The sequence below is a fragment of the Ochrobactrum sp. PL_is483 genome, from assembly GCF_055816855.1.
Genome location: NZ_JBVPGS010000034.1, coordinates 24,327 through 38,062, shown reverse-complemented (window position 1 = coordinate 38,062; position 13,736 = coordinate 24,327). Strand labels below are relative to the sequence as shown.

Genomic DNA, 13,736 nt, shown 5'->3' with positions numbered 1-13,736 from the left:
CCTAGGCATCGGTTTTTCTCTTCATGCTGCAAAGGAAGGGAAAACGATGAGAATTGGAAAACTCGCCCTCGGCCTGACGGGATTGGCGGTGGGATACGCGCTGACACGGGCAAGTTCGCCGCAAATTCCGCCGGGAATAGTTCCTGTTAACCCCTTCGATCTCACACGCTATCTCGGCAAGTGGTACGAAGTGGGGCGGCTTGAAAACCGTTTTGAGCGCGGCCTGACCCGCACGACTGCGGAATATTCCTTGAATCCCGATCAAACGGTCAAAGTGGTCAATCGCGGATTCGATCCGTGGAAAGGACGCTGGACGCAAGCCACCGGGACCGCGCGTTTTGTCCTGTCTCCCGACGAAGGCGCGCTGAAAGTTTCCTTCTTCGGGCCGTTCTATGGCGGCTACAATATCGTTGATATCGACGAAGGGGGCTATCAGTGGTCGATTGTCGTCGGTTCTACGCGCAGTTACTTCTGGGTGCTGTCGCGCGATCCGGAAGCAAGCCAAGAGTTGAAGGCGCGCGCGGTTGCGCAGGCGCTGCTGCTCGGGATTAATCCGGACGCCATTCTGTGGGTGCCACAGTAAATGCTCAGCAAAAGGCCCGCCGAAGCGGGCCTTTCAGCTTTTATGCTCCGTAAGGCACCCAGATATTCTTCACCTGAATGGCCCGGCGCAGATAATCACGGCCCTGTCCGTCGGCCTTGTTAAGCCAGTTGGGGACACGGCCATTGCCGACCCAGGTGGCCTTGAGATTGCCGGCAGAAGCCTTCTCGACCATCGCGCTGCCCTCGCGTGAGCCAAAATACCAGATAGCCGCAACATCGTCGTGTTCGGCCAGCGTCTTCGTCAGAAGGTCGCGCTCTCCGGTGACGATATTGACCACGCCGCCCGGCACGTCGGACGTGTCGAGCACCTGATAGAAATCGCCTGCGATCAGCGGATGGCGGCTCGAGGGCACCACCACAGTCCGGTTGCCCATGGCGATGGCGGGAAGCACGAGCGAAACGAGGGAGAGAAGTGGCGCTTCGTCCGGGCAGACGACGCCCATCACGCCCCACGGTTCATTCATCGCCAGCGTTACATGGCGCGACTTGGTGGAGTGCACCGCACCATCGAACTTGTCGGCCTGCGCGGCATAATAGAAGATGCGGCGCAGTGAGGCTTCAAATTCCTCTTCCGCCTTTTTCTCGTTGACGCCGGTGCTTTCGATCAGCCGTGCCACGAAATCCGCGCGGCGGGCATCAAGGTTTTCGCCAAGATAATAGAGCACCTGCGCCCGGTTATGGGCTGTTGCTGCGCCCCAGCTTCCGGCTTTGGTCGCCGCTTCCACCGCGTTGCGGATGTCTTTGCGGTTGCCGATGCCAGCCTGACCGATGACCGCGCCGCCCTTGCCGATGACTGAATAGCTGTAGCCGCCATCCGGGCGCGCTTGCTTGCCGCCAATATAGTTCTTCATTGTCCGGTCGATGCCGTCGACGGCGATCTTGTCATCACCGGAGGGCAATGCCGATGGCACGAAGGCTTCCGCAACCTTGGCCGAAGGGAGTGCCTTTTCCCAGTCGGAAACGAGGTATTCGTACATGCCCTCGCGCGCGCCTTCGCGACCGAAGCCGCTTTCGCGGTAGCCGCCGAAGCCTGCGCCCGCATCCAGCATATTGGTGCAGTTGATCCAGACGACACCAGCCTTCACCCGCGCTGCAAGATCAAGCGCGACATTGATGTTTTCAGACCAGATCGACGCGGCAAGCCCATAACGTGTATTGTTGGCCAGAGAGACGGCTTCATCCGGAGTACGGAACGTCGTCGCTGCCGCAATCGGCCCGAAGATTTCCACCTGACAGACAGTCGAGGCCTGATCCACCCCGGTGAAGAAGCCGGGCGCAATATAATTGCCCTTTGTCGGAAGCGGGTTCGGCGTCTGCCACAGTTCGCCGCCTTCCTCGATGCCCTTCTGGACCAGATCGGAAATGCGCTTCACCTGACCGGGGGAGACGATAGCGCCGACATCGGTGGATTTGTCGAGCGGATCGCCAACACGCAGGCTTTCCAGGCGCTTTCTGAGCTTGGCATAGAAGCGGTCGGCAATGCCTTCCTGCACCAGCAGGCGCGAACCGGCGCAACACACTTCGCCCTGATTGAACCAGATCGCATCGACCACGCCTTCGACGGCGGCATCGAGATCGGCGTCTTCAAACACGATGAAGGGCGATTTTCCGCCCAGTTCCAGCGACAGCTTTTTGCCCGATCCGGCAATCTGTTCGCGGATGACGCGGCCAACCTGTGTGGAACCGGTGAAGGCCACCTTGTCCACGCCGTCATGGCCGCAGATTTCCGCGCCCGTGGTGCCGTCGCCCTGCACGATGTTGACGACACCGGCAGGCAGGCCGACTTCATGGCAGATTTCAGCAAAGGCAATGGCCGAAAGCGGCGTCAGATCGGCAGGCTTCAGCACCACCGTGTTACCGGCGGCAAGTGCTGGCGCGATCTTCCAGGCAAGCATGAGAAGCGGAAAGTTCCATGGGATCACCTGACCGCAGACGCCGACCGGCGAAAAGCCCTTGAACTCATCTTCTGCCATCTCGGCCCAGCCCGCATGATGGTAGAAATGGCGGGCGGCGAGCGGAATGTCGATATCGCGGGTTTCGCGGATCGGCTTGCCATTGTCCATGGTTTCCAGCACGGCCAGAAAGCGTTCGCGCTTCTGGATATGGCGGGCGATGGCATAGAGATATTTGGCGCGCTCATCGCCGGAGAGTTTCGACCATTTGCCGAAAGCCGCGCGCGCGGCTTTCACGGCCTGATCGACATCTTCCGCATTGCCGCAGATGATTTCAGCGAGCTTGTCGCCGCTGGCCGGATTGGCGACGGCAATCGCCTTGCGGCCTTCCGGTTTGACGAATGCACCGTTGATATAGTGGCCGAAACAGCGGCCATGCTGTTCCAGCCACAGGTTCACATCGCCGTTTGCTTCGGGGGAAGGTCCGTATTCCATGGTCTTGAGAATGTCCTTGATGGGTCGCATTCTGGAATTCCTTATGCAGCAGCGTGACGGTTGGCGGCGGAGTAGCGTCCGGTCACGAAGTGCTCCAATTGCCGTTCGATATCGCCGAGCATCGACGATGCGCCGATGCGGAACAGATCAGGCTCCAGCCAGCGAAGCCCAAGTTCTTCCTTCATCAGCGTCAGCCAGGCGAGCGCATCCTTGGCGGTCTTGAGCCCGCCCGCAGGCTTGAAGCCGACGCTCTGGCCGGAAAGCTCCCCATAATCGCGCAGTGCCCGCACCATGGTCAGGCTTACGGGCAAGGTGGCGTTGACGTCTTCCTTGCCGGTCGAGGTCTTGATGAAATCCGAGCCTGCCTGCATCGCCACCATCGAAGCGCGATAGACATTGGTCAGTGTGTTGAGATCGCCGGTGGCGAGGATCGCCTTCATATGCGCGTCGCCGCAGGCTTCGCGCATGGCTGCAATCTCGTCATAGAGGGCTGACCAGTTCTGCGTCAGCACATGCTCGCGGGTAATCACAATGTCGATTTCATGCGCGCCCTCACCCACCGCATAGGTGATTTCGGCAAGGCGAAGCGGCAACGGCGTCAAACCGGCGGGAAAGCCGGTCGCTACCGAGGCGACCGGAATGCCGGAACCTTCAAGCGCCTTGACAGCGTGCGGAACCATGGTCGGATAAACGCAGACCGCGCCGGTGGTGATGCCTGCATCCGCGAGGCCCAGCGCTTCCAGAATATCCTCGCGCACCGGGCGGCGCGCCTTGGCGCAGAGCCTGCGTACGCGGCCCGCCGTATCATCGCCCGCAAGCGTCGTCAGGTCGATGCACTGAATGGCGCGGATGAGCCACGCGGCCTGATATTCCTTCTTCACCGAACGGCGAGCGCTGATCGTGGCGGCGCGGCGCTCGGACGCACTGCGATTGACGGACACGTCCTCAAACCATTCCGGCTTGAGCGGTGTCCCGTTATTGCGGGGGAGGGCTTCGGTCATTTCATTGTCCGTTCATGGGTTCAGTTGCGATCAGGCGCATTCGGTCGAGGGGGCGTGATCGCGGCAGAACGTTTCGAATTCTTCCCGGCTGGCATAGGCCTTCTGCGTGCCGGGTCGGGTGATGGAATGGGCTGCATAAAGGGCCGCTTTGCGAAGCGAGGCTTCCATATCGCCGGTTTCGGCATAAAAGCGGGCAAAGGAGCCGATAAAGGCGTCGCCTGCGCCGGTCGTATCCTTCGGCGTGACCTTGACCGGCGGAATATTGACGATTTCGCTTGCCGTAATCATGCGCGCGCCGCGCCCGCCAAGCGTAACGATGACGGTGCGGATGCCGCGCGCGATGAGCGAGCGCGCTGCGGTGACGATTTCGTCATCCGTGCCGGTCGGCAGGCCGGAGAGAATTGCCAATTCGCTCTCGTTCGGCACGAGAAAGGTCACCTGCCGGATCAACTCGGGATCGAGATCGGCAGCGGCAGGCGCAGGATTCAAAATGGTTTCAATGCCGTTTTCGGCGGCAAAGGCGATGGTATGGTAGACGGTCTCGACCGGAACTTCCATCTGCATCAAGATGAGGCCGCAAGCTTTCAGATCGCCGGCCGCCTTGTCGACTTCGGCGGGCAGAAGATCGGCATTGGCGCCCTTGACGATCAGGATCGAGTTTTCGCCGGACGGTTCGACGAAAATGGGGGCGACGCCGCTCGACTTGCCGGGCACCTTGCGCACATGGCGCGTATCGACGCCGAACTCGTTCAGGTTGCGGATGGTGTTGTCGGCGAAAATATCGTCGCCCACGCGCGTGACCATCATTACATCCGCGCCAAGGCGCGCGGCAGCTACCGCCTGATTGGCGCCCTTGCCTCCGCAGCCGATTTCAAATGTCGGCGCTTCCAGCGTTTCGCCGGGGCCGGGCATGCGGTTCACATAGGTGATGAGGTCCACCATGTTGGAGCCGACCACTCCGATCTTTCTGGTCATGAGACGTTCCTTTGAAATGTCAGAGTGCCTTGATCGTGGCTTCAAACCGTTCGGCGGCTGTCGTATCGAGATAGCCGACGCGCACGGGGAAAACGGCGCGCTCGCCCGGCGCCAGCAGCCGCACATTGTTCTTGGCTTTTTCGGCCAGATAGCCTTCCGGCTCGCAGGTCGAGGGGAGGGCAAAGGCTGCTACCTGAGCGTCCCCGTTCACAAGAATCCAGCGCACGGTCTTGGGGAAGATGTCGGTCGGGTAGGAAATGCCGAAACCGTCGCCCTCGGGAAGCTGCATCATCAGATGCGTGTTGCCGTCGGCATCTTCCGGCAGGCCGCGAATATAGAAGACCTGCTCGGGATCGTAGCGCTCCGGCTCGTCCAGCACTTCCATCGCGGCCGGATCGGCGGCCAGTTCATCGATCAGCGAAAGGTAATCGTCGTTGGGCGTAACATGGCCCGGAACGGCGGTGCGCACCTGCACGTGATCCGGCGTATAGGGCACCGGCTGCACGATCCGCGCGCCTTCCGCATAGGCGAAATTGACGTGGCACATATACATCAGCTCCATCGGGGCGGATGAAAGGTTCTCCACGTCCATGGTGATGTCGAACAGCGTTTCGTCGGCATGAAGCCGCACGCTCGGCCGTGCCAGATAATGCGCGCCGAAGCCCATCACATATTCATATTCGCCGGTAATTTCGACAAAGGCGCCGCGCTCGTCCTGGCCAAACAGAAGACCGGCCTTGTCCATTTTCGCACAGGCCATTTCGCCATGCAGAAGATGATTATCCTGAGGCGAAGGACAGCCATTGCGCAGGATGCCGCTGTGGAATGCAAAGCAGCCATAGGTCTCGACGATGGTGGTTGCCGGGCGCGGCATGGAGAAGCTGTTGCCCATGGTAAGGTCCACGCCGTCGAATTCCGCGCCCCAGATCATCTGGCCCATGAAGGGCAGCACGATGATGTTGCCGCGTTCGTTCTCGACCAGCAGCGCCTCAATGCCGCTTGGATAACGAAAGGCGGTGACGCTGAGGCCATAGGTGTTGGCGATCACATGCGGCTGTTGGACAAAATCCTGACGGCGAAGATGAAACTCGATGTCCTGCATAAGGGATCACCTGCCCTGATTGCGCGATGCGTTGATCGCGATGACGAGAATGAGGAAAGCGCCCCAGATGAAATCGATGAGGTGGTTGGAGAACCGCATCATCTGAAAGCCGGAGGAAAGCAGCATCAGTGCCACCAGCGCGATGGCGATGCCCAGCACCCGCCCCTTGCCGCCTGCCGGATTGGTGCCGCCGAGAACGGCGATCAGCACGGCTTGCAGCAGGTAGGATGCGCCGTAGTCCGACTTGGCGGCGTTGGTGCGGCCCGAGAGGATGATCCCGGCTATGGAGGCGAGCACGCCGGTCAGCATGTAGGAATAGAGGACCATGCGCTCCTTGCGGATACCGGCAAAGACGGCCGCCCGCGGGTTGGTGCCGATCAGCATAAGATTGATGCCAAGCGTCGTGCGCGTCAGCAGGATTGCCACGAGGATGCACACCGCGATGAACAGCAGGAAAGGCGTGGCGATGCCGAACAGCTTGCCGTTGCCGACCCAGTTCCACGCATCGGGAAAACCGACGATGGCAGGCCCGCCGGTCAGAACCAGGGCAAGCCCCATCAGCACCTGTCCGGTGCCGAGCGTGGCGAGGATCGGCGTGATGCGCAGCCGGGCGATCAGAAGGCCGTTGACCAGCCCCGACACAAGCCCGACCAGCAGTGCAAGCAATATGCCGATGATGGTGTAGAACAGCATTCCCGAACCGGAAGCCTGTGCCGCCTGCACCATGGAGGAGTGGAAATAGACGCCCGCGACGATGCCCGCCAGATTGGCGATACCCACCACAGAAAGATCGATGCCCCCCGTCAGCATGGCAATCATCATGGCGATGGAGAGGATGCCAAGCTCCGGCATGATGTAGCTGATGGATTCGAAGTTGTAATAGCGCAGGAACTTGTCCGGGTTCATCCAGGTCATCAGCGCGAAGACCAGCACGGTGATGACGATGAGCTGGATGATGTTGTTGTCTCCGCCAAGGATGCGGCGCATGTCGAATGACTGTTTCATGTCGCTTGTCTCCTCAGGCTATGCTTTTGCGGTCGCGCCATGCGGTGATGGCGGTGGCCACGATGATGATGAGACCCACGACGACGCGCTGCCATGTGGTGTCCACCTTCATGATGATGAGCGAGTTCTTGACCATGACGAGCATGAAGACGCCCATCAGCGTGCCGAGAACCGTGCCGCGCCCGCCGAAGATCGATGCGCCACCCAGAACCACGGCTGCGATCACGTCCAGCTCCAGCCCGACGAAATCGCGCGGATTGGCAAGCCAGATCATCGAGGAATGCAGAAGCCCCGCGAAGCCTGCGAGCGCCCCGGCGACGCAGTAGACGAAGAAGATCGTGCGGCGGGTGTTGAAGCCGACGCGCTTTGCCGCTTCCGGCGATCCGCCATAGGCATAAACGCTGCGTCCGATCATCGTATGGTTGAGGATCAGGTGGATCAGCAGCGCCAGCGCCAGATAGACGACGAACATTGCCGTCAGGCCGAATGCCGTGCCGGAAGCCGATGTCAGTGAGATCACGTCTGTCTTGCCGAACTCGATCAGTTCCTTCGGCATCTTGTTGATGTTGACGATGCTGGTGCCGACAAGGCCCAGCACCAGCCCGCGCACGATGGAGCCGGTGCCGAGCGTCACGATCAGCGGGATCATCTTGAAGCGATGGATGATGAAGCCGTTGAATGCGCCGAGCAGCAGGCCGATCAGCGTTGCCGCCACAAACGGAATAAACACGCCGTCATAGCCGAGATAGACCATGGCGCGGACGGTCAGATACATGGCCGCGATGGCAAAGGCGGTGAAGGAAACATCGATGCCGCCGGAAATCATCACCAGCAGAACGCCAAGCGCCATGATGCCGATCACGACATTGGAGCGCAGAAGGCCGAAGATGTTGTCCAGAGACCAGAATGCCGGATTGATGAGGCCGATAATGACCATCGCCGCGAACAGAACGCAGGCAATGATGAATTCGGTACTGCGGAAGAATTTCATGTGCCGGTTCCTCAATTCAGCGTCTTGAGCCGGTCATTGACGGCATCTTCGGTCATGGTTTCACCGGAAAGCTCATCGACGAAACGTCCGCGATGCATCACCAGCACGCGATTGCAGTTCTGCACCAGCTCGGGCACGTCGTCGGAAATCATCAGGACGGCCAGCCCTTCATCGCGCGCGAGCTTGCGGATGATGTTGTGGATCTGCGCCTTGGAACCGACATCGACGCCGACGGTCGGCCCGTTGAGGATCAGCACTTTCGCGCCCGTCAGAAGCCAGCGCGCCAGCACCACGCGCTGCGCGTTGCCGCCTGAGAGGTGATTGACCGGCGTATGCGGACCGGGGGCGACGATGTGCATTGCGGAAAACATGTCGCGGGTGGTGGCATCGGCTTGTCCGCGGTCGATGAAGAGACCACGCACGAATTTCTCGATCGAGGTGACGATGATGTTGCGCTCGATCGATTGCGTCAGGAACAGGCCTTCCGTCAGACGGTCTTCCGGCACATAGGCGACGCCGCAGGCAATCCCTTCCTGCACGGTTTTCGGGTGGACCTGCTTGCCGTCGATATGCACGGTGCCGGTGAAATCCGGCTTCATGCCGAAGAGCGCCAGCGCCAGTTCCGTGCGGCCCGAGCCGATCAGCCCGGATATGCCGACGATCTCGCCCGCATGCAGGGTGAGGCTGGCATTTTCCACGGAACCGGGAACGGAAAGATTGGTGATTTCAAGCGTCGGACTGGCCGAAGCGCCCTCGCGCGGGGTCCAGTGATAATGGTCCGACGTAAGTTCCTGACCGGTCATGGCGCGGGTGATCGACGGCTCGTCGAAATCGGAAATCGGGCCTTCGGCAACTTTCTTGCCATTGCGGAAGACGGTCAGCCTTTCGCTGATTTCCAGCATCTCGCGCATCTTGTGGCTGACAAAGAGCACGGCGATGCCCTGCGCCTGAATATCGCGCACGATCTTGAACAGCGCGTCGACTTCATGCCGCGTCAGTGCGGTTGTCGGTTCGTCCATGATGATGAGGCGGGCGTCAGCCATGACGGCGCGCGCAATCGCCACGATCTGCTTGCCCGATGTCGGCAGGCTGTCCACATCCGCGTCGAGGTCGATGCTGACGCCAAGCCTGTCCAGCGCCTTCTGCGCCAGTTCGCGCACGCGCTTCCAGTCGACGCCCTTGCGGCCTTCGATGAGAAAAGTATTGATGGCCAGATTTTCGGCAACGGTCAGGTTTCCGAACAGCGAGAAATCCTGATAGATCACCTGAATGCCGTGATGAACGGACTTGACCGGATCGAGCTTGCCGACCGGCTTGCCGTCGATCAGTATCTCGCCGTCCTCAGGCGTGTAGACGCCCGACATGACCTTTATGATGGTGGATTTACCGGAGCCGTTCTCGCCTGCCAGGCAGTGGATTTCGCCGGGCTTGATGGCAAACGAAACATCGTCCAGCGCCCTGACGCCACCGAAGCGTTTTCCGATATGGCGCAGTTCGATCAGATTTTCACTCATTGGGGCCTCGTGCAAGGCTGGAATGCGTTTGGTCGGGCGGAAGGGGCCGGGGAACCCCTCCCATCCAACCTCCATGGATATCAGAAGTCGTACTTATCCATGTTTTCCTTGGTCACGCCGACCCAGCCTGCGCCATAGAGCAGGTTCGGCCTGGCAGCGTCCGGCGCAAGCAGGCTTTCATAGCCCGGCAGGCCCAGATTGAGACCGGCCTTGATCTGGTCGTTCTTCTTCTCAAGCGCGGCGACCGCCAGCATGTTCATGGCGTAGCCCGCAACCGCAGGGTCCCAGAACTGGATGTACTGGATGTCGTCGTTCTTCAGATATTCGCCAGCCACCGAGACGAGGCCCGTGCCCGCGAAGAAGACCTTGCCCTTGAGACCGCCTTCGGCGATCAGGCGTCCGGCACCGGCAGAAGTCGGCATCGGCGCGCCGAGAATGCCCTTGATATCCGGATAGGCGGTCATCGCTTCCTTGAGTTTGTTATAGTCGGTATTGGCATCGTCATAGGTTTCGAGGCGGCCGGTCGCTTCTTCCATTTCCGGGAAGTTGGCCTTCTGGTATTCGACGGCGCCGTCGATCCATTCCATCTGCGACTTGGCGGTCAGTCCGCCGACAGTGGCGATATATTTGCCCTTGCCGCCCATCGACTTGCCGAGTTCTTTCATGAGGTTGGCGCCGTAAGCCTTGTTGTCGAAGGCTTCGATGTCGTAGTCGACATTCTGGATGTTGGATGCCTCGTGGCTGATGACCACGATGCCGCGCTCGCGCGCCTTTTTCAGAACCGGCTCCACGGCTTCAACCGAGAACGGCACGATGGCAATGGCGTCCACGCCCTGTGCGATCAGGTTTTCGACGATCTGCACCTGCGCCGCGGCGTCCGCCTGGCTCGGACCGACCATCCAGACGTCATTGCCGGTATCGGCCTTGAACTGGTCGACGCCGTCGCGCATGCGGTCGAACCATGCAATGCCGTCCACCTTCACAACTGTCGCGATGGTGTACTTCTTGTCGTTGGCCGTGGTGATGAGTTCCTTGTTGATCTTCGACGTATCAACGACGCTCTCCGCAAAAGCGTTCGGAACGGCAACGGACATGGCAATCGCCACGGATGCTAGAAATTTTTTCACCGGTTTTTCCTCCCTGGGAATTCCTGGCCGTCTGCCTTGGATGGCTCAGACAGGCACAACTGTTGCTACGCCGACGCATCTCAGGAACGGTGAGTGCGTCGGCGTTCTCCTCCAAGCCCGGCTTCCCTGCCGGGCGAAATCAATCTGCTTTCCCGCCTGTTTGACGCTGCGAACGGAATTCTGTCCGGCGCGCGCAAAACCCTGTTGTCATATCCTCCCAACAATGCGAATTATAATGTTACAATCCGATCATTATGTTTGGATCGTTTCACATTTGTGTTCGACCTGTCAAGGTCGGATGATCGCAATTGCGTGAAATGTCACGGACATATAAACGGGTGATCAGATTGCAGGAAATGGGGACAGCTTGAGCAGAATCAGCCGGAAAGAAGAGCGGATCGCCGAACTGGCGGCACTGGTCGATGAAGTTGGCGTGCTTCGTCTGCGCGATGCGGCAGCGCGTCTTGGCGTTTCTGAAATGACGATCCGCCGCGATATAGGCAGCGATGGCGGTGCGCTCAATTGTTTGGGTGGTTACATTATTCCTACACAAGATGGCGCGAACGGCGACTATGTCTTTGATTTTGAAAAGGACAGCCATGCCAATGCAAAAGCGCAGGCTTGTGCCGCAGCAGCCGCGTTGATCGAACCTTATGACACGGTTTTCATCGATTGCGGCACCACGATGCCCCATCTGGCTTACCGCATCCCGCAGAACCAGCATATTACGGTCGTCTGCTACGCGCTCAACATCGCCGAAATCCTGTCGCAGCGCAGCGATGTGCGCCTCATCGTTCTGGGCGGGCTCTACCACCCGGAGGCGGCATCGTTTTCGGGCGACGAGGGGATCGATGTCCTGAAGCGCGTCAACATCAACAAGGCTTTTCTGTCGGCTGGCGGTGTCGATGAGCAGCACGGGGTCACGTGCTCGCATTTTCACGAAGTACCGATCAAGCAGATGGCCATGCAGCGCGCCGTCGAAAAACATCTTGTCATCGACAAGAGCAAATATGGCAAGGTTCGCGCCGCCCGTTTCGCGGGCATGGCTGATTTCACCTCGATCGTCTCGGGCTAGCTCAACCCTCCCGCTTCAACAGGCCTTCCAGAAGCGTCCGGAATGCCTTGACCGCCCGCTTCGAGGTGGCCTGGGGATCGTCTGAATTGGCGATCCATTGCGCCGCGCTGCTGCTGGCCGCATTGATCAGCCGTGCGGCGGCCTCCGAATCGATATCGACGATGACGCCTTCCTCACGCAAGGCATCGAGGCTTGTGGTGATGGTGCGGATACAGCCATTGGCGCTCGGCCAGCAGGACGGATCGCCGAACACCGCCGGTCCGTCGCGAAACATGATGCGCTGGATTTCAGGCTCAAGCGCCATTTCGATATAGGCGACATTCTCGTCGACAAAGGCCTGCCACCGGTTGGGCGCCTTCGCGGAAATCGTGCATAGCCTTGCGGCCATCTCGCAATCGATTTCGTTGATCACGGCCTGCAAAAGACCCTTCTTGTCGCCGAAATGATGATAGAGCGCGCCGCGTGTCAGCCCGGCGGAGGCGGTGAAATCATCCATCGAAGCCTCCGTGTAACCAACGGTGCCGAAGGCCTTGCGGCCCGCCGCCATCAGCTTCGTCCTTGTTTCGGCAATCATCTCGCTTCGGGGTTTACGCATGGCGGCTCCATTTATTCAGATACGCCGCGTATATTAGTTGACATACGCCGCGTATCAATTATTTAATTAACATACGGACCGTATGCAAGTGATGCAATTTCCCCCTTTCAAGGACCTACTCCGATGTCCAATCCATACAGAGAGATTTTCAGCGCTCCGGGCGCTATCGGTTTTTCGGCGGCTGCCTTTTTCGCCCGGCTTCCTTTCGCGATGGTGCCGGTCGGCATCGTGGCCATGCTTGCGCAGACCCGTGGCGAATATTGGCTGGCGGGCGCCGTTTCGGCGACTTTCGCGCTGACGAATGCGTTCTTGTCGCCGCAGATTTCACGGCTCGTTGATCGTTACGGGCAAAGCCGTATCATCATGCCTGCTACAGTCGTTTCGGTGATAGCTTTCGTCCTCCTGATCTTGGCCACAAATCAGGGCTGGGCAAACTGGACCCTGTTCCTCTCGGCATTCTTTGCCGGTGCCATGCCCAGCATTCCGGCCATGGTGCGGGCAAGATGGACGGAAATTTTCCGCAACCGTCCTGAACTGAACACGGCTTTTGCGTTTGAATCGGCGGCGGATGAGCTGGTCTATATTTCGGGTGCTTCCCTTTCCGTGGCCTTGGCGGTTTCGCTGTTTCCGGAAGCGGGAATGCTTATCAGCACGGCTTTCCTAGCCGTGGGTACGGTTGCCTTCCTGCTTCAGCGTTCCAGCGAGCCGCCGGTGCGCGCGCTCGACCTCAACAATCCGCAACGTTCCGCGATTTGGTCGCGTCCCGTTCAGATCATCACGCTGGCGCTGGTTTTCGTCGGCTCGACCTTTGCGACGGCTGAAGTCAGCGCGGTGGCGATCACGCGTGAGCTTGGCCAGCCCGGCGCAGCCAGCATCGTCATCGGTGTCTATGCGATTGGTTCGTTTCTTGTGGGGATAACGCTTGGCGCATTGTCGATCCGCATTCCATTGCAACGCCAGTTACTGATTGCGGTCAGCGTGCTGGCGCTGACGGCATTGCCACTCCCGTTCGCGGGTACATCGACCGTGCTTCTGGCAACGGCGGTGTTCGTCAGCGGTGTTGCGATTTCTCCGACTTTCATTACCGCCTTCGGCCTCATCGAACGCCGCGTGCCTGAGACGATGCTGACCGAAGGCATAACCTGGGTCATGACCGGCATTGGTATCGGGATGGCGTTCGGTGCGTTTGTTTCCGGTTGGGTGGTCGACAATTTCGGCGCAGCAAACGGCTTCTGGGTTTCGGTCGTGGCGAGCCTCAGCGCAATGGCCATCGTCGCGCTTGGTCAGGCAAACCTGTCCGCTACGGGGGAAACCGCCGAATGCGATGCGCTATGCGCAGCAGAACCGGCGGAATAAACCTA

At 59.7% G+C, this 13,736-nt stretch carries 12 protein-coding genes; 3 read left to right on the top strand and 9 right to left on the bottom strand.

Going from position 1 to position 13,736, the window contains the following annotated elements:
* The first annotated feature begins 46 nt into the window (after positions 1 to 46).
* Positions 47 to 583: a lipocalin family protein gene (locus tag AC0TNJ_RS10475; RefSeq protein ID WP_473771055.1), complete on the top strand. Its 537-nt coding sequence runs from the start codon at positions 47 to 49 to the stop codon at positions 581 to 583.
* Between the two features lie 40 nt (positions 584 to 623).
* Here AC0TNJ_RS10475 and AC0TNJ_RS10470 read toward each other — a convergent pair whose 3' ends face one another.
* From AC0TNJ_RS10470 to AC0TNJ_RS10435, 8 genes are all read right to left on the bottom strand, one after another.
* Positions 624 to 3,020, bottom strand: coding sequence for an aldehyde dehydrogenase family protein (locus tag AC0TNJ_RS10470; protein WP_473771054.1), 2,397 nt, complete (start codon positions 3,018 to 3,020; stop codon positions 624 to 626).
* Between the two features lie 11 nt (positions 3,021 to 3,031).
* The gene (gene deoC, locus AC0TNJ_RS10465; protein WP_122000745.1) at positions 3,032 to 3,991 is read right to left on the bottom strand and encodes a deoxyribose-phosphate aldolase; all 960 of its coding nucleotides are present in this window, start codon (positions 3,989 to 3,991) and stop codon (positions 3,032 to 3,034) included.
* A gap of 30 nt (positions 3,992 to 4,021) precedes the next feature.
* Complete coding sequence (gene rbsK / locus AC0TNJ_RS10460) at positions 4,022 to 4,966, bottom strand: ribokinase (RefSeq protein ID WP_473771053.1); 945 nt, start codon at positions 4,964 to 4,966, stop codon at positions 4,022 to 4,024.
* 19 nt (positions 4,967 to 4,985) lie between these two features.
* Entirely contained in the window at positions 4,986 to 6,068 is a 1,083-nt protein-coding gene (locus AC0TNJ_RS10455; RefSeq protein ID WP_473771052.1) for an aldose 1-epimerase family protein, read from the bottom strand.
* A 6-nt stretch (positions 6,069 to 6,074) separates the two neighbouring features.
* Positions 6,075 to 7,073, bottom strand: coding sequence for an ABC transporter permease (locus AC0TNJ_RS10450; protein ID WP_473767697.1), 999 nt, complete (start codon positions 7,071 to 7,073; stop codon positions 6,075 to 6,077).
* Between the two features lie 13 nt (positions 7,074 to 7,086).
* Positions 7,087 to 8,064 carry an ABC transporter permease gene (locus AC0TNJ_RS10445; RefSeq protein ID WP_122000741.1) on the bottom strand — a complete coding sequence of 326 codons (978 nt, stop codon included), beginning with the start codon at positions 8,062 to 8,064 and terminating at the stop codon, positions 7,087 to 7,089.
* An 11-nt stretch (positions 8,065 to 8,075) separates the two neighbouring features.
* Positions 8,076 to 9,578, bottom strand: coding sequence for a sugar ABC transporter ATP-binding protein (locus tag AC0TNJ_RS10440; protein ID WP_473767696.1), 1,503 nt, complete (start codon positions 9,576 to 9,578; stop codon positions 8,076 to 8,078).
* Positions 9,579 to 9,658: 80 nt separating this feature from the next.
* Complete coding sequence (locus tag AC0TNJ_RS10435; protein WP_162997307.1) at positions 9,659 to 10,705, bottom strand: autoinducer 2 ABC transporter substrate-binding protein; 1,047 nt, start codon at positions 10,703 to 10,705, stop codon at positions 9,659 to 9,661.
* 367 nt (positions 10,706 to 11,072) lie between these two features.
* On the opposite strand from AC0TNJ_RS10435, the gene AC0TNJ_RS10430 reads away from it, so the two are divergent.
* A complete protein-coding gene (locus tag AC0TNJ_RS10430) occupies positions 11,073 to 11,780 on the top strand; it encodes a DeoR family transcriptional regulator (RefSeq protein ID WP_473771051.1) in 708 nt (235 codons plus the stop codon).
* Between the two features lies 1 nt (position 11,781).
* Here AC0TNJ_RS10430 and AC0TNJ_RS10425 read toward each other — a convergent pair whose 3' ends face one another.
* Complete coding sequence (locus AC0TNJ_RS10425; protein WP_122001217.1) at positions 11,782 to 12,375, bottom strand: TetR/AcrR family transcriptional regulator; 594 nt, start codon at positions 12,373 to 12,375, stop codon at positions 11,782 to 11,784.
* A gap of 123 nt (positions 12,376 to 12,498) precedes the next feature.
* Here AC0TNJ_RS10425 and AC0TNJ_RS10420 point away from each other — a divergent pair, with 123 nt between their 5' ends.
* On the top strand, positions 12,499 to 13,731 hold the full coding sequence (locus AC0TNJ_RS10420) for an MFS transporter (protein WP_473771050.1): 1,233 nt from the start codon (positions 12,499 to 12,501) through the stop codon (positions 13,729 to 13,731).
* Positions 13,732 to 13,736 lie beyond the last annotated feature (5 nt).

What these genes read in the sequence shown, in the direction of transcription:
- AC0TNJ_RS10475 (WP_473771055.1), top strand. Translation starts at nt 47, where the DNA reads ATGAGAATTGGAAAACTCGCCCTCGGCCTGACGGGATTGGCGGTGGGA.
- AC0TNJ_RS10445 (WP_122000741.1), bottom strand. Translation starts at nt 8,064, where the DNA reads ATGAAATTCTTCCGCAGTACCGAATTCATCATTGCCTGCGTTCTGTTC.
- rbsK (WP_473771053.1), bottom strand. Translation starts at nt 4,966, where the DNA reads ATGACCAGAAAGATCGGAGTGGTCGGCTCCAACATGGTGGACCTCATC.
- deoC (WP_122000745.1), bottom strand. Translation starts at nt 3,991, where the DNA reads ATGACCGAAGCCCTCCCCCGCAATAACGGGACACCGCTCAAGCCGGAA.
- AC0TNJ_RS10440 (WP_473767696.1), bottom strand. Translation starts at nt 9,578, where the DNA reads ATGAGTGAAAATCTGATCGAACTGCGCCATATCGGAAAACGCTTCGGT.
- AC0TNJ_RS10425 (WP_122001217.1), bottom strand. Translation starts at nt 12,375, where the DNA reads ATGCGTAAACCCCGAAGCGAGATGATTGCCGAAACAAGGACGAAGCTG.
- AC0TNJ_RS10450 (WP_473767697.1), bottom strand. Translation starts at nt 7,073, where the DNA reads ATGAAACAGTCATTCGACATGCGCCGCATCCTTGGCGGAGACAACAAC.
- AC0TNJ_RS10455 (WP_473771052.1), bottom strand. Translation starts at nt 6,068, where the DNA reads ATGCAGGACATCGAGTTTCATCTTCGCCGTCAGGATTTTGTCCAACAG.
- AC0TNJ_RS10420 (WP_473771050.1), top strand. Translation starts at nt 12,499, where the DNA reads ATGTCCAATCCATACAGAGAGATTTTCAGCGCTCCGGGCGCTATCGGT.
- AC0TNJ_RS10470 (WP_473771054.1), bottom strand. Translation starts at nt 3,020, where the DNA reads ATGCGACCCATCAAGGACATTCTCAAGACCATGGAATACGGACCTTCC.